This is a genomic window from Streptomyces sp. NPDC030798 (genome assembly GCF_055572275.1).
Window position 1 is genome coordinate 807221 of the sequence record NZ_JBVIDR010000001.1, and the last position, 16533, is coordinate 823753.

A 16533-nucleotide genomic window follows, 5' to 3' on the forward strand; every position below is an offset into this window, starting at 1 on the left:
GGCCCCCGGCCGACATGCCCGGGCCGCCCTCCGGGCACCCGCCCTAGACTCGACCCCGTGCTTCACTTCCCGTCCCGGCTCCCCGCGCTGGCCCGCTTCGGCGACCGTCTGGCCACCGGCCTCCTCGACGTCACCAGCGACCCCGCCGCCCTGGACTCCGCGGGCTTCTGGGCCGTCTGCGCCGACTTCGAGGGCCGCCTGACCTGCGCCCGCTTCGCGGACGTACGCGAGGAGCCCGTGCCCGCCCCGGTGCCCGGGGCCTGGCGGGGCCCGGCGGTGGACGACTGGACCACCTCCCTGGACCGTGCCGGATACACCGCCGGCGTGGACCGGATCCGCGCGCACATCGCGGCCGGCGAGGTCTACCAGGCCAACCTCTGCCGGGTGCTCGGCGCGCCCGTCGACCCCGACGCCGACGTGGACGCCCTGACCGCCCTGCTGGCCCGCGGCAACCCGGCGCCCTATGCAGGAACGATCCGCCTGCCGGAGCACGGCGTGGAGATCGCCACCGCCTCGCCGGAGCTGTTCCTGCGCCGCGACGGCCGCGTCGTCGAGTCCGGCCCCATCAAGGGCACCGGCCGCACCGAGGCCGACCTGCTGGAGAAGGACCACGCCGAGAACGTGATGATCGTGGACCTGGTCCGCAACGACATCGGGCGCGTCTGCGCCACCGGCAGCGTGACCGTCCCCGACCTGTGCGCGGTCGAGAAGCACCCCGGCCTGGTCCACCTGGTCTCCACCGTGCGCGGCGAGCTGCGCACCGACGCCGGCTGGCCGGAGCTGCTCGCCGCCGCCTTCCCGCCCGGCTCGGTCACCGGCGCCCCCAAGTCCAGCGCCCTGCGGATCATCGAGGCCCTCGAGACCGCGCCGCGCGGCCCGTACTGCGGCGGCATCGGCTGGGTCGACGCCGACCGGGGCACCGGCGAGCTGGCCGTGGGCATCCGCACCTTCTGGATCGACCGGTCCGACGCCGGCGCCGCCGTCCTGCGCTTCGGCACCGGCGCCGGCATCACCTGGGGGTCCGACCCCGAGGCCGAGTGGCGGGAGACCGAACTGAAGGCGTCCCGGCTGCTCGCGGTAGCGTCGGGGACGTACGAGGCAAGCGGAGGGGCACTGACATGAGGATCTGGCTGGACGGCGGGCTGCAGGACCTGGAGTCCGCCCGTGTCTCCGTCTTCGATCACGGGCTGACCGTGGGGGACGGAATCTTCGAGACGGTGAAGGCGGTGGAGGGCAGGCCCTTCGCGCTCACCCGTCACCTGGACCGGCTGACCCGCTCGGCCCGCGGCCTCGGCCTGCCCGACCCCGACCACGAGGAGCTCCGCCGGGCCTGCGCGGCCGTGCTGGAGGCCAACCCGATGCCGCTCGGCCGGCTGCGCATCACCTACACCGGCGGCCACGGCCCCCTCGGCTCGGACCGCGGCGACCACGGCCCGACCCTGGTGGTGGCCCTCGGCGCGACCACGCGCCGACCCGACTCCACCGCCGTGATCACCGTCCCCTGGACCCGCAACGAGCGCGGCGCCCTCACCGGCCTGAAGACCACCTCCTACGCCGAGAACGTCGTCGCCCTCGCCCGCGCCCACCAACACGGAGCCTCCGAGGCCCTGTTCGGCAACACCGTCGGCGAGCTGTGCGAGGGCACCGGGTCGAACGTCTTCGTCGTCCTGGACGGCGAGATCCACACCCCGCCGGTCTCCTCCGGCTGCCTGGCGGGCATCACCCGCGCCCTCGCTGTCGAGTGGACCGGCGCCAAGGAGACCGACCTGCCGCTGGACGTCCTGCGGCAGGCCGACGAGATCTTCCTGACCTCGACCCTCCGGGACGTCCAGGCCGTGCACCAGGTCGACGACCGGGAACTGCCCGGCGCACCGGGCCCGGCGACCGCCAAGGCGATGCGGATCTTCGAGGAGCGGTCCGGGGACGACCTGGACCCCTGAGAACCGAGGTCCCACGCCCGAAAAAGGGCTGCCGTGTCGGGGCGTCATGGGTAGAACACCTGTGATGACGACGACCCTGCGGCCGGCCGAGCCGCTCCAGCAGCGCCCCGACGGGACCCGTTCCCGCCGTTACCAGGTGTGCGTGAACAGCCGTCCCGTCGGCGAGATCCACCTAGGCACCTCGCCGTCGCTGGGCACCGGCACCGCCCGCATCCTCGCCCTGGAGATCGCCGAGCCCGACCGGCGCCGCGGGCGCGGCACGGTGGCCGCGCTCGCCGCGGAGGAGGTGGCCCGCGGCTGGGGCTGCACCCGGATCGAGGCCGTGGTCCCCGCCGGGGCGGAGGCCGCGCTGCGGCTCCTCGCCGCCCTCGGCTACACCCTGCGCAACCGCGGCATGGCCAAACACCTCGGGCACACCCCGCCCGAACTGCCCCCGGGCAGCCGCGCGCGGCCGATGACCCCGGCGGAGTTCGACGCCTGGTACGCCCAGGAGTCCGAGGACTACGCCCGGGACTGGATGCGGCGGGGCCTGAGCGAGGCCGAGGCCCGGGACAAGGCCCGCCGCGACCACGAGACGCTGCTGCCGGACGGCCTCGGCACCGACGGCATGCTCTTCAGCGTCCTGGAGCACGAGGGCACACGGGTGGGCACCCTGTGGCTGGCGCTCGAGGACGACCGGGCGTACGTCTACGACGTCGAGACCGACGCAGCCCACCGCGGCCACGGACACGGCCGCACCCTCATGCTCCTGGCCGAGCGTCAGTCCCTCGAGGCCGGCCGGCAGGTCCTCGCCCTCAACGTCTTCGCGGGCAACACCCCGGCCGAGCACCTGTACGACAGACTCGGCTACGGGGCCACGAGCCACGCCTACGCCAAGCCCCTGCTGTGACGGCGGGACCGTCCTGGCAGGTCAGGATCACGCCATGACGGACAGGCGCGTGAGGATCAAGGACCTCGTGATCGACTGCGTGGACCCGGAGCGGCTCGCCGCTTTCTGGGCAGAGGTGCTCGGCCGGCCGGTGGTGGCCAGGACGGGGCCGTACGTGTGGCTGGAACGGGGGGACGGCCCCGGCATGGGCTTCCAGAAGGTGGCGGGACCGAAGGCCGGCAAGAACCGGGTGCACTTCGACATCGCCGCCCCGGATCCGGCCGCCGAACGGGCCCGGATCGAGGCGCTGGGGGGCCGCGTCCTCACCGAGTACGCGACGGGCGGGTTCCTGGTGATGGCCGACCCCGAGGGCAACGAGTTCTGCGTGATCCCGCCCGGCCCCTTCGACGTCGACGACGACGGGCACGCCGACTACCTCGGCGGTGCCGAGACCTCGTGAGCCGGCCGGCCCGGCACCGGGTACGCGGCCGCCTCAGTCCTGTCGCGCCGCCAGCAGCCGGTCCGTGATCTCCTCGATCCGCCCGAGCAGTCCCTCCTGGCTCTTGCCGCCGTCGAGGCGCTCGCCGCCGATGACGTACGTCGGCGTGCCGGTGACGCCGATCGCCTTGCCCTCGGCCTGGTCGGCGTCCACGATCAGGATGTGCCGGCCGTCGATCAGCGCGGTGTCGAACTCCTCGGCGTCCAGGCCCAGTTCCCGGGCCACCTCGACCAGGAAGGGTTCCCCCTTGCGGTCCAGCTCCTCGACCCGGCCCAGCACCGCCTCCACATACGGCCACCCCTTGCCCTGCTCCAGGGCCTCCTCGGCGGCCTGCGCGGCGGCGAAGGCGTGCCGGTGCTTCTCCAGCGGGAAGTGCCGCAGCCGCAGTTCCAGCCGGTCGCCGTAGCGCTCGCGCAGGGCGCGCACATCGTCCAGGGCGGTGCGGCAGTCGGGGCACTGGAGTTCGCACCAGACGTCGAGGACCACGGCCTCGGTGCGCACGGGGGAGGAGTCGCTCATGCCGACCAGTCTCCCAGGCCGGACGCCACCGACCCAACCGGGACCCTGCGGGCCCTGCGGGCCCACGGTCCGTGGGGAGCCGACGGTCCGTGGGGGTCCGAAGGTCGCCACGGATGCGAAGGTCGCTACGGATGCGAAGGTCGCTACGGACACGAAGATCCCTGCGATCCGACGGCCCCTACGGACGCGAAGGTCCCTGCGATCCGACGGCCCTTACGGGGCACGGGCGCACCGGCACCCCAGGAGGAGACGACCCGGAGATGTCCCTGATGTCGGGCTGGAGCATGGCCGCGCGACGTCCGGGCGGTGCAGGATGGAAGGGACGCAGCGCATGCCGTCGTGCGCCGCGTCGCTGCCGCCCGACCGAGCCCGCCAGGAGGACCGGATGATTGCCGAGACCGTCTGCTCCGCCGTGTCCGCGGCGGGCCTGGGCATCGCGGTGGTCACGGCCTACCGCAAGCGTTTCCTGGCGGCCGCCCGCATAGCGGCCTACTCGCTCGTGCCGATCGGCCTGGTGATGACCGGAGTCGTCGGCTGGCTCTCCGACACCGCCTTCAGCCCCACCGCCTGGGCCGGCTTCGGCGCACTCGGCGCCGCCTGGCTGCTCTTCGCCGGGACCCGGGCCGTGGAGCGACGGCGCGGCGGCACCCGGGCCGAGCGCAGGGCGGCACGCGGCGCCCAGGCCGGCGCGGTCGCCCCCGGCGCCTCCGCCCCCTCCCTCGGCACCGGAACCACCTCCGCCGGACGGCCCGCCACCCCACGCACCACCAGCGCGGCCGACGACTTCAGCGACATCGAGGACATCCTCAAGAAGCACGGCATATGACCTGAAACCGCTCACATTCGGAAGCAAGTCGAGCGGGCCGGTGTGGAAACCGGTGAACTCCCGCACTCGGCGGGTGTGTTGATCGCCAAGGGGGTCCTCCCTGGGCCATCATCACCCGCGAGATGCTGGACACGACACAGAGCGAGGCCGCGCCGCCGAAGGACGAGCCGCGCGGGTGCCTCTTCGCCCTTTCCCAGCCACCGCTGATGATCTTCCTAGCGGTGATCGGGTGTCTGCTCCTCATGGCTGCGCTGCACGACCTGCTGTGGCTGTGAGCCGTACACGTCCGTCCCGGCGCCACCCGCCGGGGCCGGCGTCGATCCGCGGGACGAGCACGAGTCGGGACGAGCACCAGTCGGGACAAGCACGAGTCGGGACGGGCGTCGATCCGCCAGGGTGCCGATTCTGCCGGACCCGGGGCGGCCGACTCAGCCCGCCGCCTCCTTGCGCCGGGCCCGGTAGGCGGCCACGTGCAGCCGGTTGCCGCAGGTGCGGCTGTCGCAGTAGCGGCGCGAGCGGTTGCGGGAGAGGTCGACGAAGGCACGCCGGCAGTCCGGTGCCTCGCAGCGCCGCAGCCGCTCCTGCTCCCCGGCCACGACGAAGAACGCGAGCGCCATGCCGCAGTCGGCGGCCAGGTGGTCGGCGACCGAGGCACCGGGGGCGAAGTAGTGCACATGCCAGTCGTAGCCGTCGTGGTCCGTCAGGCGCGGGGTGGTGCCCGCCGCGGCGACCAGATCGTTGATCATCCCGGCCGCGGTTCGCGCGTCCGGGGCCGCGAAGATCCCCGCGAACCGGCCCCGGACCTTGCGCACCGCGGAGAGGTCGAACTCGGACAGCACCCCGACATCGCTGATTTTGTGGCTTTGCACGAATGCGCCGAGGGCCGCCACATCCGGCAGTCCGTCCGCCGCCGTCTCGTCCTCCGGCACGGTGTTCACCAGATCCACCACGGTGTCGAGCGCACACCGGGTGTCGTGGGTGATCAGCACGTTTCGCTCCCTGGCCTGGGGGGTCGGGCGGGCGCCCGCCGATGCTGGCCGATGGTAGCGACAACCCCGCTCCCCGCGCCGGGTCCCGCCCCACCCGCTTGCCGGTACAACGCCCTCGTCCCGGCCCCGGTTCCCGGGCTCGCCGGCGAGGCACCGTAGCCGCCCGAGCCCGACCAGGCGCCCCCTGCCCCGAGCGCAGGGCACAGCACGGCGCCGTCCCATGAGCACTCACGGTGACGACGCCGGGCGGTGCCGTATGCGGTTGTCCTGGCCCGTGCCGTCTCCCCGAGTGGACGGCGCCGGGCGGCTTCGAGGGGCCGCGGCCTAGCTCTCCGCCAGGATGTGCGAGAGCTCCTGATCCAGATCGAAGTGCCGGTGCTCCGTGCCGGGCGGCACGGCGGCGTCGGTCCGCTTCAGGAAGGACTCCAGGGCCCGCGCCGGGGCCTCGAGCAGGGCTTCCCCCTCCGGGGAGCTCAGGGCGATGCACACGACGCCCTGACCATGACTGCGGGACGGCCAGACACGGACGTCGCCGGTCCCTGTGGGACGGTGAAGCCCCTCGGCGAGGAGGTCGCGGGCGAACACCCACTCGACGGTCTCCTCGGCTCCGGTGTGGAAGGTGGCGTGCACGGCGTAGGGGTCGGCCGTGTCGTACCGCAGGCCTGCGGGGACAGGCAGGGAGGACTCGCTCGACACAACGAGGCGCAGGTGCAGCTCGCAGCTGACCGTGGTGTTCATAAGCGCCAGGGCCTTTCGCTCAGTGTGCGCTCGGGGATTCGCACGTCGGCGAAATCGACATGCCACCTACGGTGCCGTTGTAAACCCCTCTGAGGGTTTTGCGTGCCTTTACGTAACTCTTCCGGCCGAGAACTCGTACCCGACCTGCGTCCATTCCAGTGACGTGATTCACTCGGGTAGGGTTTGGATGTATGAATACGGGGAGTGACGAACTGGACGAGGTCGCCGTGATGGCGGACAAGGCGAGGGCGGAGGCGCCGCACGGGGAGCGGGCCGAGCAGGCTGAGGAGACCGAGCAGGGGCTCGGTTCCCGGGCGCCGGAATTCATCAAGTCGCGCCGGGTGCTGCACCTGAGCTGGCAGGTCGGCGTCTTCGTGCTGGGCCTGGCCGTCGTCGGGGCCGGCATCGTCATGCTCCCGCTGCCCGGACCCGGCTGGGTGGTGATCTTCGGCGGCATGGCGATCTGGGCCACCGAGTTCGTCTGGGCCCAGCTGGTGCTGCGCTGGACGAAACGGAAAGTCACCGAGGCGGCCCAGCGTGCCCTCGACCCCAGGGTGCGCCGGCGGAACATCGTCCTGACGGTGATCGGCCTGGTGGTCGTGGGTGTGCTGATCGGGATCTACGTGTGGAAGTTCGGCGCCGTGATGCCCTGGAGGATCAAGGGCCAGTGATCCGGCGCGGGGGCCAGCCCGCCCGCAGGTCCCGCCCCTGGTCGGAGGCACCCCCTGACATGGGGTAATGTTCTTCCTGCGCCCGGGCGATTAGCTCAGTGGGAGAGCGCTTCGTTCACACCGAAGAGGTCACTGGTTCGAACCCAGTATCGCCCACCCGGAACCGACGGCCCGCCTGCAAGAAGCAGGCGGGCCGTCGGCGTGCGACCGGTCGGCGGGCCGGCGATCCAGGTGCGGGCCCGCGGCCGGCACGGTGACGGACCCACGGCGAGCGCCGCCGCACGGCCCCCGCGATCCGCCCCGGCGGACCCCGCGCCGCGCATCCACGTCACCGGACGCACGGCGACACGTCACCGGCCGTACGGCGAGCGCCGCCGCACGGCCCCCGCGATCCGCCCCGGCGGACCCCGCGCCACACACCGACGCCGCGCGCCCACGTCACCGGCGCTCACGGCCAGGCGCAGCCCCGGCCAGGCGCAGCCCCGGCCAGGGGCAGCCCCGGCCAGGCCTGAGCCGGCTCGCCCGCGCCGGGCGCCACCCCACGGAAGAGGCGCACGACCCCCACACCCCCCACACCCCCCGCACCCCCCGAGTCGCAGCGCCGTACGCCTCCCGCACCGCCGACGCATGCGCCAAAGCGCCAAGTGGCAGCTCTGTGCCAGCCGACAAGCCGGCCACCTGCGCCTTTGCTCCGCCCCCCGGTACATTTCCTCCACTCGCCCCGAGTCCACGCGCAGCGTTCTCGGCCACGGCGCCGCCCACGCCCCCCGAGCCGATCGCCCAGGACGCCGATCGCCCACGCCACCCCGAGCCGATCGCCCAGGACGCCGAGGCCCACGACGCCGAGGCCCCCGACGCGGAGGCCCCCGACGCGGAGACCCGCGAGCCAAGGCTCACGAAGCGCACGCCTCCCCGCCGCCCCGCCGGTTCCGTCCGCGCGGGCCCTCGTACGGACCGCCGCCGGCCGAGTGCCCCCAGCGGCTGACCAAACGTCACTTCACCTGCAGCGTCGCCCCAGTTGGCGGACTCTCGAGGCCCGTCCCGCCGGGAGCGGTCCCCAAGAAAATCCTGTCCGACTCATTGACGCACCCCCGGCCCCTCCGTAACTTGTGCCAGCAAGCGCTTACTTGAAACGATTCATGACGTACCACAATGCTGCGGGGAGGGCCCGACTGTGGGAACCAGCGGGAATCTTGAGAGGCGTACGCTCCTGAAGGCGGCCGGAGCGTCGGCGGCCGCGCTCGGGCTCGGCGCGACGGCGGCGTGCGGCGGCGGCAGCGGTTCCGGGGACGGGACGGTGACGATCCGTTACTCCTGGTGGGGTGCCGAGGAACGCGCCAAGAAGATCAACCAGACGATCAAGCTGTTCGAGAAGAAGTACCCGAAGATCAAGGTCAAGACCGACTTCCAGACCTATCAGTCGTTCTGGGAGAAGTTCCAGACCCAGGCGGCCGGCGGAAATCCCCCGGACGTTTTCCAGAACGCCGTCACCTTTCTCCGGAAGTACGACAAGAGAGGAATTCTCCTCGACCTCAAGTCACAGGTGCAGGCCGGCAATCTGAGCCTGGATCACTTCCGCGCCGACGTCACGAAGGTCGGCGAGGTCGACGGCAAGCAACTCGGAATTCCTGTCGGTTCCAACACCATGGCGCTCGTCATCGACAAGAAAATCTTCCAGAAGGCGGGCGTCGAGCCGCAGCCCGGCTGGACCTGGGACGAGTACTTCAAGGCCCTGAAGACCGTGCACGACAGGACGAAGGTCCCCGGGGACACCGGCTACTTCTCCATCATGTACCTGTACGACCTCTATCTGCGGCAGAACGGCAAGGCGTTCTTCACCAAGGACGGACTCGGCTTCGACAAGGCGGACCTGACCGAGTGGTGGACGGACGGCTACAACCGCATCAAGGCCGGCATCGTCACCGACCCGAAGGTCGTCCAGCAGGACCAGCCCAAGTCCTCGCTCTCCGCCGGCCACGGTGCCTCGGAGTTCACCTGGGACAACTTCACCGTCCGTTACTCGGCGGAGGGCGAGAGCACCTACGGCCTCGCCCCGATCCCCACCATGGACGGCAAGCACACCGGCCAGTACCTCGCCTCCCTGATGCTCAGTGCCTCCGCGCACACCGCGCACCCCAAGGAAGTCGCCCAGTTCATCGACTTCATGGTCCACGACCCCGGGGCCGGCAAGATCATGGGCTACGACCGGGGCATCCTCGCGAGCACCGAGCAGTACGAGGCGTACAAGCCGACCGACGCGGTGAACAAGGAGATCGCGCAGTACGAGGCGGACACCGCCAAGTCCGGCGTCCTCGGCACGATCACCCCGCACCCCTCGGGTGCCGACACCATCGAGGCCGCCTTCCTGCGCATCGGCGGCGACCTCGGACAGGGCAAGACGAAGGTCCCGGACGCGGTGAAGCAGTTCTTCACCGAGTCCGAGGCCGCCTTCCAGGCCTGATGGGACACTCCGTGACGCTCGTCAAGGACACCGTGCGCGCCACCCGCAAGACAGGTCCGGCCGCCCACGCAACCGCGGGGCGGCCGGGCCGCCGGCGGGAGAACCTGGCCGGCTACCTGTTCATGTCCCCGTGGATCGCGGGCTTCCTGCTGCTGACGGCGGGCCCGATGGTGGCCTCGCTGTACTTCGCGTTCACCGACTACAACCTCTTCAACTCCCCGAAGTGGGTCGGGCTCGACAACTTCACCAAGATGTTCGACGACCCGCGCTGGCAGAAGTCGGTGGAGGTGACCGCCAAGTACGTGGTCATCGGCACCCCGCTGAAGCTGCTGCTGGCGCTCGGTGTCGCCCTGCTCCTGGCGCAGAGCCGGCGGGGCCAGGCCTTCTACCGGGCCGCCTTCTACGCCCCCTCGCTCATCGGCGCCAGCGTCTCGGTCGGTTTCGTCTGGCGGTCGATCTTCTCCGACGGCGCCGTCGTGGACCGGACCCAGTCCTTCTTCGGCCGGCACGTCGGCGGCTGGGTCGGCAACGCCGACTGGGTGCTGTACTGCCTGGTCGCGCTCACCGTCTGGCAGTTCGGCGCGCCCATGGTCATCTTCCTGGCCGGGCTGAAGCAGGTGCCGAGGGAGCTGTACGAGGCGGCCGAGATGGACGGCGCGGGGCCCTTCCGGAAGTTCTGGAACATCACGCTGCCGATGATCTCCCCGGTGCTCTTCTTCAACGTGCTCCTGGAGACCATCCACTCCTTCCAGATCTTCGGCTCGGCGTACGTCGTCTCCAACACCTATTGCGGACCGGCCGACGCCACGCTCGTCTACACCTGCTACCTGTACCAGCAGGGCTTCAAGAACGCCCAGATGGGCTTCGCCTCCGCCATGGCCTGGATGCTGCTGCTCGCCGTGGCCCTGGTGACGGCGGTCCTCTTCTGGTCCCAGAAGAAGTGGGTGCACTACGAGGAGGGCGCCCGATGAGTGCGGTCACCACCGAGCCGGCCACCGTCGAACCGGCCGCGGCCAAGCGCCCGGTCCCCGGCCGCCGGCGCACCGGCTCCCTCGCCTGGCACCTCGGCGCGCTGCTGATCCTCGCGGTCATCCTCTACCCGGTCGTCTGGGTGATCGGCGCTTCGTTCAAGCCCAGCAAGGACATCATCAACAGCCTCACTCTGTTCCCCTCCCACCCGATCCTGTCCAACTTCAAGGGCCTCGCCGACGGCATAGCGGACATCACGGTCTGGACCTTCTTCCAGAACTCCCTCCTCTACGCGGGCGGTGCCGTCGTCGGCGTGCTGATCTCCTGCTCGCTGACCGCGTACGCCTTCGCCCGCATCCGGTTCGCGGGGCGCAACCTGCTGTTCTCGCTGATGATCGGCACACTGCTGCTGCCGTACCACGTGCTGCTGATCCCGCAGTACGTGGTGTTCCAGAAGCTGGGGCTGGTCAACACCTACGTGCCGCTGCTGATCGGCAAGTACCTGGCCACCGAGGCGTTCTTCGTGTTCCTCATGGTGCAGTTCATGCGCAACCTGCCCCGCGAGCTGGACGAGGCCGCACGGCTCGACGGCTGCGGGCACCTGCGGACGTACTGGTCGATCGTGCTGCCGCTGTGCCGGCCCGCGCTGATCACCAGCGCGATCTTCACCTTCATCAACGCCTGGAACGACTTCATGGGCCCGCTGATCTACCTCAACGAGCCCGGCAAGTACACCGTCTCGCTGGGCCTGATGATGTTCCGCGACTCCGACGGCGTGGCCGCCAACTACGGCGGCATGATCGCGATGTCGCTGGTCGCGCTGTTGCCGGTGCTGCTGTTCTTCCTCGCCTTCCAGCGGTACCTGATCGACGGCATGGCGACCTCCGGACTGAAGGGCTGAGGGGGTCACCATGGCGCACGCGCGCATCAAGCCCCGCAGGGAGCCGGTGTTCACCACAGGGGCCTCCCCGGCTCGGGCGGAGTCGAGAGATGGGGGAAGGTTCGGCGTCTTCGCCGAGTGTCTGCTGACCGGGGTGTGGATCGCGGTGGCGTCCCTCGGCGTGGTCACCTACCCGGCCGCCTTCGCCGCCGGCGCGCGGCACCTGCGCCGTCGTACGGCCCACGAGCGCGGCGGGTGGCGGGAGTTCACCGCCGATTTCCGGGCCGCCCTGCGCGGCGGCTGGGTGGTCGGCGCCGCCGGGTGGGCCGTGGCGGCGCTGGTCCGGGTGGACGTCCAGGCCGTGCGCGCCGGGCTGCCCGGCGGGCCGCTGGTGGCGGCCGTGGGGCTGTTCGCGCTGATCGGGTCGGCCGTGGCCGGGCTGCGTGCGACGGCCGTCTGGGCACCGGGGGAGAACTGGCGCGCCCTGCTCGCGGCCGCCGGCCGCCGTACGGTCCTCGATCCCGCCGGATCCTTCCTGCTCGTCGGCGGAGCGGTCCTCGTCTGCTGCTCCGCCCTGCTCATCGCCCCCCTGGCGGTCCCGGTACTCGGGGCCGTCGCCGCGGCCGCCGTCGCCGTGGAGGAGCGGTACCGGCGCCGCTGACCGAAGCGGCGCCCTCCGGCCAAGGCCGGCGGTCCGGGCGCAGTCGGAGCCCGTGCCCGGCGCCGCGCCTCTCTCTGTCATGCCCCTGACCAGATGCACGGAACGGCTTCCCGCACGGAAAGGAACGGCTGAACCATGTCTCCCCTCCCCCGCAGGTCCCTCCTCAAGGCGGCCGCCGTCGCCTCAGCCGCCACCCGGTTCAGCCGGGCCCTCGGGGCGAAGGGCGCCGAGGCGGCGCCCGCAGCCGCGGCCGACGGCGCCGACCCGGTCACCCTGGACTGGCTGGAGGACGGCGGCCTCGGCGCGGCGCCCGGTTCCACCGTCGGCGTGCCCTGGCCGATGGGCGCCCACAAGGCCGACCAGACCTTCGCCGTCACGGACGCAGGCGGCAAGGACGTACCCGTCCAGACCTGGCCGCTCGCCCACTGGCCCGACGGCTCGCTCAAGTGGACCGCGCACGCCGTCGGTTCCGGCTCCGGCAAGCTCACCCTCACCGCCGGCACGCCCACGGCACCGGACCGGAAGGTCACCGTCGACCAGAGCGGCGGCACCATCGACGTCTCCACCGGCGTCATCACCGCGAAGATCGGCAAGAACGGCTCGACGCTCATCAAGTCCGTCACCCGGGGATCCACCGAGATCGCCCGCAACGGCAGGCTCGTCCTCATCCGGCAGCCCGAGGTGGAGGACGAGGACCAGGGCACCGTCCGGACCGAGCGCTTCGACGGCGCGATCGACGACGTCACCGTCGAACAGGACGGCCCGGTCCGCGCGGTGGTCCGCATCGACGGCAAGCACCGCAAGGGACACCGCGGCTGGCTGCCCTTCTCCATCCGGCTGTACTTCTACGCCGGGTCCGAATCCTTCCGCATGGTGCACACCATCACCTACGACGGCACGCTGGAGCCCGGAAAGGCGAGCGGGGACTTCGTCCGCGGGCTCGGCGTCCGCTTCTCCGTGCCGATGCGGGACGCCGCCTACGACCGGCACGTCCGCATCGGCGGCGAGGGCACCGGCCTGCTGCGCGAGGCCGTCCAGGGCATCACCGGACTGCGCCGCGACCCGGGCGCCGCCGTTCAGGCCGCCCAGTACGAGGGCAGGAAGCTGCCCGACCCGTCCACCTGGGACCAGCGCGTCACCAGCCGCCTGCAGTACATCCCGCACTGGGGCGACTACACCCTCTCCCAGCTCTCCGCCGACGGCTTCACCCTGCGCAAGCGCACCAAGAAGGGCTACGGCTGGATCGGCGCCGGCGGCGGCAGACGGGCCTCCGGCTTCGGCTACGTCGGCGGGGCGAGCGGCGGTCTCTCCTTCGGACTGCGCGACTTCTGGGAGAAGTTCCCCGCCCAGCTCGACATCCGCGACGCCCACACCGACGAGGCCACCGTCACCCTCTGGCTCTGGTCGCCCGAGGCACAGCCCATGGACCTGCGCTTCTACCACGACGGCATGGGCCAGGACACCTACGCCGAACAGCTCGAGGGCCTGAACATCACCTACGAGGACTACGAGCCGCAGTTCGGCACTCCGTACGGCATCGCCCGCACCTCCGAACTCCTCTTCTGGGCCAACGGCTCCACACCCGCTGCCGACACCCTCGCCGACCAGGCCAAGGCCGTGCGCACGCTCCCGCAGCTCGCCGCCCCGCCCCAGCAGCTCATCAAGGCCAAGGTCTTCGGCCCCGGCCTGTTCTCCGAGCCGGACCGCTCCACCGCCGCCAAGGCGAAGATCGAGGACCACCTCGACTTCCTCTTCACCTACTACCGCGACCAGGTGGAGATGCGCCGCTGGTACGGCTTCTGGGACTACGGCGACATCATGCACACCTACGACTCCGCGCGGCACGTGTGGCGCTACGACATCGGCGGCTACGCCTGGGACAACTCCGAGCTCTCGCCCGACCTCTGGCTCTGGTACGCCTATCTGCGCAGCGGCCGCTCGGACATCTTCCGCTTCGCCGAGGCGATGACCCGGCACACCGGCGAGGTCGACGTCTACCACATCGGCCAGTGGGCGGGTCTCGGCACCCGGCACGGCGTGCAGCACTTCGCCGACAGCGCCAAGCAGCAGCGCATCGCCAACACCACCTACCGGCGCTTCTACTACTTCCTCACCGCCGACGAACGCGTCGGCGACCTCATGCACGCCAACGTCGACTCCGACGAGACGTTCCTCGTCCTCGACCCGCAGCGCAAGGTCCGCACCGACCCCTACACGCCCGACCGGCACGCCCTGTCCATCGGCTTCGGCACGGACTGGAGCGGCCTGGTCTCGGCCTGGCTCACCGAGTGGGAGCGCAGGGGCCCCAAGTGGGAGAAGGCCAAGGCGCGCGTGCTGTCCACGATGGAGGGCATCGCCGCCCAGCCCAACGGCTTCGTCCAGGGCAGCGGCCTGTACGACCTGGACACCGGCAGGTTCGCCGTCGCCGACAAGCCGGTGGTGTCCGTCTCGCACCTGTCGGCCGTCTTCGGCCTCAACGAGCTGTGCGCCGAGCTGATCCACCTCGTCGACATGCCGAAGTTCAAGGAGGCCTACCTGGACTACTGCCGCTACTTCAACGCCGGCAAGAGCGAACAGGCGGCCCGCTACGGCTCGCACTTCGGCACGCTGCTGCTCTTCCAGGGCCACTCGCGCCTGGACGCCTACGCCGCGGTGCAGACCGGTGACGCCGCGCTCGCCGAGCGGGCCTGGACCAAGTTCTACAGCTCCGACGGCTACGCCGAGTCCTCTCCGTGGAAGACCGAGAAGCTGACCGGACCGGCCACCCTGGTCGAGGGCAGCGAGGCGAGCTGGGTGTCGACCAACGACACCGCCCTCTACGGGCTCGCGGCCATCGAGAACCTGGCCCTGCTCGGGGACAGGATGCCGGGCTAGGCGCTGCGGGGGAGCGCCGTCGCACGGGCGGCGGCGCTCGTCCGGCCAGTGTGGCCCGCGTCACGGCCTGGCACATGAGTACGCGTACTCAGATGGCCGCGCCCCGGGCAGGCTCAGCCCATGGACTGGACCCACTACCGCTTCCGCACCCTGTGGTCCCTGCCCTTCCCGACGGCGGCCGTCTACGCCGTGCTGGACCGGCCCGAGGACTATCCGCGCTGGTGGCCACAGGTGCGCTCGGTGACCCGGCTCGACGCCGGCACGGGCCTGCTCACCGTCCGCTCGGTCCTGCCGTACGACCTGAACTTCACCGCCCGCGAGACCCGCCGCGACCCGGCCGCGGGCTGCCTGGAGAGCGCCCTGTCGGGCGACCTCGAGGGCTGGGCCCGCTGGACGGTCACCCCCGACGGCTCGGGGACGCTGGCCCGCTACGACCAAGTGGTCGACGTGACCAAGCCGCTGCTCAGGCGGCTCGCCGTGCCGGGCCGCCCGCTGTTCCGCGCCAACCACCGGCTGATGATGCGGGCCGGCCGCCGCGGACTGCTGCGCCACCTGCAAGCGGTTTGAACGAACCCCGTCGGCACCTGTATTGTTCAGTGCGTTCCCGGGCGATTAGCTCAGTGGGAGAGCGCTTCGTTCACACCGAAGAGGTCACTGGTTCGAACCCAGTATCGCCCACCGGGAGAGGCCGGTCCGCACCAGCGGACCGGCCTTTTGTGTTGCGCGAGGCTCCAGGCCGGGGCGTTCCGCCGCACCCGGCCGATCCGTCCGGCCGGGGCGTCCCGCTCCGTCACGCCGCGGCCGGCAGGTCCGGGCGCAGGGGCCAGTCCGTGCTGACGATCTCCTCCGAGCCGCTGCGGGCGAACCACGCCTGCAGGCCGCGCGCCTGCGCCGCGTGCCAGTCGGCCTGGAGGGCGTGCAGCTCGGCGGGGGACAGGCGCTCCAGGCGGGTCGCGAAGCGGCGGCCCACGGCCCGGACGACCTCCAGCGCGGCCAGCGCGTCCGCCGCCGCGTCGTGCGCGCCCTCCAGCGGCACGCCGTAGTGCGCGCACAGGTCGGTCAGCGTGCGGCGGCCCTTGCGGTAGCGGTCGAGCTGCTTGTCCAGGACCCGGGGATCCAGCACGTGCAGCGGGGTCGCCTGGAACCAGCGGTCCAGCGACGACGCCCGGTGCCGGCGCAACTCCCGGTCCAGCAGGGTGAGATCGAACGGGGCGTTCATCACCACCAGCGGGCGCCGCATGGCCGCGTGCTCGGCCAGCTGCTCGGCTATCTCGTACATCACCGGCGCCGGCCAGCGGCCGTTGTGCTGCAGGTGATCCTCCGTCAGCCCGTGCACCGCCGTAGCCTCCTCGGGCACCGGCACACCCGGGTTCACCAGCCAGCGGGTGATCCGGGGACGGTTTCCCGGCGCGTCCTGGACCACGACGGCGGCCGACACGATCCGGTCGGTCTCGACGTCCACGCCCGTCGTCTCCGTGTCGAAGGCGGCCAGCGGCCCCTCGTACCAGCACGTCATCCCAACCCAACTCCTCGCTCAAGCATGGCAGGTGACGTTCCGTCTTCTGCCCGTTTGGTGATACCCGGGCCGTTTGCGCCGTACGCCGGAAGGACACAACAGGAGTACGGGTCTTTGCAGTT

General features: G+C 71.5%; 17 protein-coding genes and 2 tRNA genes. 15 read left to right on the forward strand and 4 right to left on the reverse strand.

The features are described 5' to 3' along the window. Positions 1–57: 57 nt before the first annotated feature. The 4 genes from ACZ404_RS03755 to ACZ404_RS03770 all read left to right on the forward strand — a co-directional run bounded on the left by ACZ404_RS03755 (position 58) and on the right by ACZ404_RS03770 (position 3268). Complete coding sequence (locus tag ACZ404_RS03755) at positions 58–1122, forward strand: chorismate-binding protein (protein ID WP_468435638.1); 1065 nt, start codon at positions 58–60, stop codon at positions 1120–1122. After that, the gene (locus tag ACZ404_RS03760; protein ID WP_468435639.1) at positions 1119–1940 is read left to right on the forward strand and encodes an aminotransferase class IV; all 822 of its coding nucleotides are present in this window, start codon (positions 1119–1121) and stop codon (positions 1938–1940) included. Before ACZ404_RS03755 ends, ACZ404_RS03760 begins: the two co-directional genes overlap by 4 nt. 64 nt (positions 1941–2004) lie before the next feature. Then, positions 2005–2829, forward strand: coding sequence for a GNAT family N-acetyltransferase (locus ACZ404_RS03765; RefSeq protein ID WP_468435640.1), 825 nt, complete (start codon positions 2005–2007; stop codon positions 2827–2829). Positions 2830–2863: 34 nt separating this feature from the next. After that, a complete protein-coding gene (locus tag ACZ404_RS03770; RefSeq protein ID WP_468435641.1) occupies positions 2864–3268 on the forward strand; it encodes a VOC family protein in 405 nt (134 codons plus the stop codon). A 33-nt stretch (positions 3269–3301) separates the two neighbouring features. Here the strand turns inward: ACZ404_RS03770 and ACZ404_RS03775 are convergent, their stop codons facing one another. After that, the gene (locus tag ACZ404_RS03775) at positions 3302–3826 is read right to left on the reverse strand and encodes a DsbA family protein (protein ID WP_468435642.1); all 525 of its coding nucleotides are present in this window, start codon (positions 3824–3826) and stop codon (positions 3302–3304) included. Between the two features lie 385 nt (positions 3827–4211). Here ACZ404_RS03775 and ACZ404_RS03780 point away from each other — a divergent pair, with 385 nt between their 5' ends. Both ACZ404_RS03780 and ACZ404_RS03785 read left to right on the forward strand, forming a co-directional pair. Next, complete coding sequence (locus ACZ404_RS03780) at positions 4212–4652, forward strand: hypothetical protein (RefSeq protein ID WP_468435643.1); 441 nt, start codon at positions 4212–4214, stop codon at positions 4650–4652. Positions 4653–4774: 122 nt separating this feature from the next. Further along, complete coding sequence (locus ACZ404_RS03785) at positions 4775–4927, forward strand: hypothetical protein (RefSeq protein ID WP_351707323.1); 153 nt, start codon at positions 4775–4777, stop codon at positions 4925–4927. A gap of 153 nt (positions 4928–5080) precedes the next feature. Here ACZ404_RS03785 and ACZ404_RS03790 read toward each other — a convergent pair whose 3' ends face one another. Both ACZ404_RS03790 and ACZ404_RS03795 read right to left on the reverse strand, forming a co-directional pair. Continuing rightward, positions 5081–5641, reverse strand: a complete 561-nt coding sequence (locus ACZ404_RS03790; RefSeq protein WP_468435644.1) for a CGNR zinc finger domain-containing protein — start codon at positions 5639–5641, stop codon at positions 5081–5083. Positions 5642–5965: 324 nt separating this feature from the next. Beyond that, complete coding sequence (locus tag ACZ404_RS03795; RefSeq protein ID WP_004002642.1) at positions 5966–6379, reverse strand: SsgA family sporulation/cell division regulator; 414 nt, start codon at positions 6377–6379, stop codon at positions 5966–5968. Between the two features lie 191 nt (positions 6380–6570). On the opposite strand from ACZ404_RS03795, the gene ACZ404_RS03800 reads away from it, so the two are divergent. The 9 genes from ACZ404_RS03800 (at position 6571) to ACZ404_RS03840 (ending at position 15573) form a co-directional block, all read left to right on the forward strand. After that, the gene (locus ACZ404_RS03800; RefSeq protein ID WP_468435645.1) at positions 6571–7050 is read left to right on the forward strand and encodes a TIGR02611 family protein; all 480 of its coding nucleotides are present in this window, start codon (positions 6571–6573) and stop codon (positions 7048–7050) included. Positions 7051–7134: 84 nt separating this feature from the next. Next, positions 7135–7206: transfer RNA gene (locus tag ACZ404_RS03805), tRNA-Val, on the forward strand. Between the two features lie 1018 nt (positions 7207–8224). After that, positions 8225–9511, forward strand: a complete 1287-nt coding sequence (locus ACZ404_RS03810; RefSeq protein WP_468435646.1) for an ABC transporter substrate-binding protein — start codon at positions 8225–8227, stop codon at positions 9509–9511. Beyond that, entirely contained in the window at positions 9511–10482 is a 972-nt protein-coding gene (locus ACZ404_RS03815; RefSeq protein ID WP_468435647.1) for a carbohydrate ABC transporter permease, read from the forward strand. The genes ACZ404_RS03810 and ACZ404_RS03815 overlap by 1 nt, the downstream gene beginning before the upstream one ends. After that, a complete protein-coding gene (locus tag ACZ404_RS03820) occupies positions 10479–11381 on the forward strand; it encodes a carbohydrate ABC transporter permease (RefSeq protein WP_468435648.1) in 903 nt (300 codons plus the stop codon). The genes ACZ404_RS03815 and ACZ404_RS03820 overlap by 4 nt, the downstream gene beginning before the upstream one ends. Positions 11382–11391: 10 nt before the next feature. Further along, the gene (locus tag ACZ404_RS03825) at positions 11392–12021 is read left to right on the forward strand and encodes a hypothetical protein (RefSeq protein WP_468435649.1); all 630 of its coding nucleotides are present in this window, start codon (positions 11392–11394) and stop codon (positions 12019–12021) included. A 135-nt stretch (positions 12022–12156) separates the two neighbouring features. Next, positions 12157–14895, forward strand: a complete 2739-nt coding sequence (locus tag ACZ404_RS03830; RefSeq protein ID WP_468435650.1) for an exo-rhamnogalacturonan lyase family protein — start codon at positions 12157–12159, stop codon at positions 14893–14895. A gap of 120 nt (positions 14896–15015) precedes the next feature. Beyond that, a complete protein-coding gene (locus ACZ404_RS03835; RefSeq protein WP_468435651.1) occupies positions 15016–15462 on the forward strand; it encodes an SRPBCC family protein in 447 nt (148 codons plus the stop codon). 39 nt (positions 15463–15501) lie between these two features. Continuing rightward, positions 15502–15573 (forward strand) — tRNA-Val (locus ACZ404_RS03840). A 112-nt stretch (positions 15574–15685) separates the two neighbouring features. Here ACZ404_RS03840 and ACZ404_RS03845 read toward each other — a convergent pair. Further along, positions 15686–16411: an exonuclease domain-containing protein gene (locus tag ACZ404_RS03845; RefSeq protein WP_468435652.1), complete on the reverse strand. Its 726-nt coding sequence runs from the start codon at positions 16409–16411 to the stop codon at positions 15686–15688. Positions 16412–16533 lie beyond the last annotated feature (122 nt).

Excerpts from the sequence above, each read along its gene's own strand:
- ACZ404_RS03760 (WP_468435639.1), top strand. The coding sequence starts at position 1,119 with ATGAGGATCTGGCTGGACGGCGGGCTGCAGGACCTGGAGTCCGCCCGT.
- ACZ404_RS03800 (WP_468435645.1), top strand. The coding sequence starts at position 6,571 with ATGAATACGGGGAGTGACGAACTGGACGAGGTCGCCGTGATGGCGGAC.
- ACZ404_RS03835 (WP_468435651.1), top strand. The coding sequence starts at position 15,016 with ATGGACTGGACCCACTACCGCTTCCGCACCCTGTGGTCCCTGCCCTTC.
- ACZ404_RS03830 (WP_468435650.1), top strand. The coding sequence starts at position 12,157 with ATGTCTCCCCTCCCCCGCAGGTCCCTCCTCAAGGCGGCCGCCGTCGCC.
- ACZ404_RS03845 (WP_468435652.1), bottom strand. The coding sequence starts at position 16,411 with ATGACGTGCTGGTACGAGGGGCCGCTGGCCGCCTTCGACACGGAGACG.
- ACZ404_RS03770 (WP_468435641.1), top strand. The coding sequence starts at position 2,864 with ATGACGGACAGGCGCGTGAGGATCAAGGACCTCGTGATCGACTGCGTG.
- ACZ404_RS03820 (WP_468435648.1), top strand. The coding sequence starts at position 10,479 with ATGAGTGCGGTCACCACCGAGCCGGCCACCGTCGAACCGGCCGCGGCC.
- ACZ404_RS03785 (WP_351707323.1), top strand. The coding sequence starts at position 4,775 with ATGCTGGACACGACACAGAGCGAGGCCGCGCCGCCGAAGGACGAGCCG.
- ACZ404_RS03825 (WP_468435649.1), top strand. The coding sequence starts at position 11,392 with ATGGCGCACGCGCGCATCAAGCCCCGCAGGGAGCCGGTGTTCACCACA.
- ACZ404_RS03815 (WP_468435647.1), top strand. The coding sequence starts at position 9,511 with ATGGGACACTCCGTGACGCTCGTCAAGGACACCGTGCGCGCCACCCGC.
- ACZ404_RS03780 (WP_468435643.1), top strand. The coding sequence starts at position 4,212 with ATGATTGCCGAGACCGTCTGCTCCGCCGTGTCCGCGGCGGGCCTGGGC.
- ACZ404_RS03795 (WP_004002642.1), bottom strand. The coding sequence starts at position 6,379 with ATGAACACCACGGTCAGCTGCGAGCTGCACCTGCGCCTCGTTGTGTCG.
- ACZ404_RS03765 (WP_468435640.1), top strand. The coding sequence starts at position 2,005 with ATGACGACGACCCTGCGGCCGGCCGAGCCGCTCCAGCAGCGCCCCGAC.
- ACZ404_RS03775 (WP_468435642.1), bottom strand. The coding sequence starts at position 3,826 with ATGAGCGACTCCTCCCCCGTGCGCACCGAGGCCGTGGTCCTCGACGTC.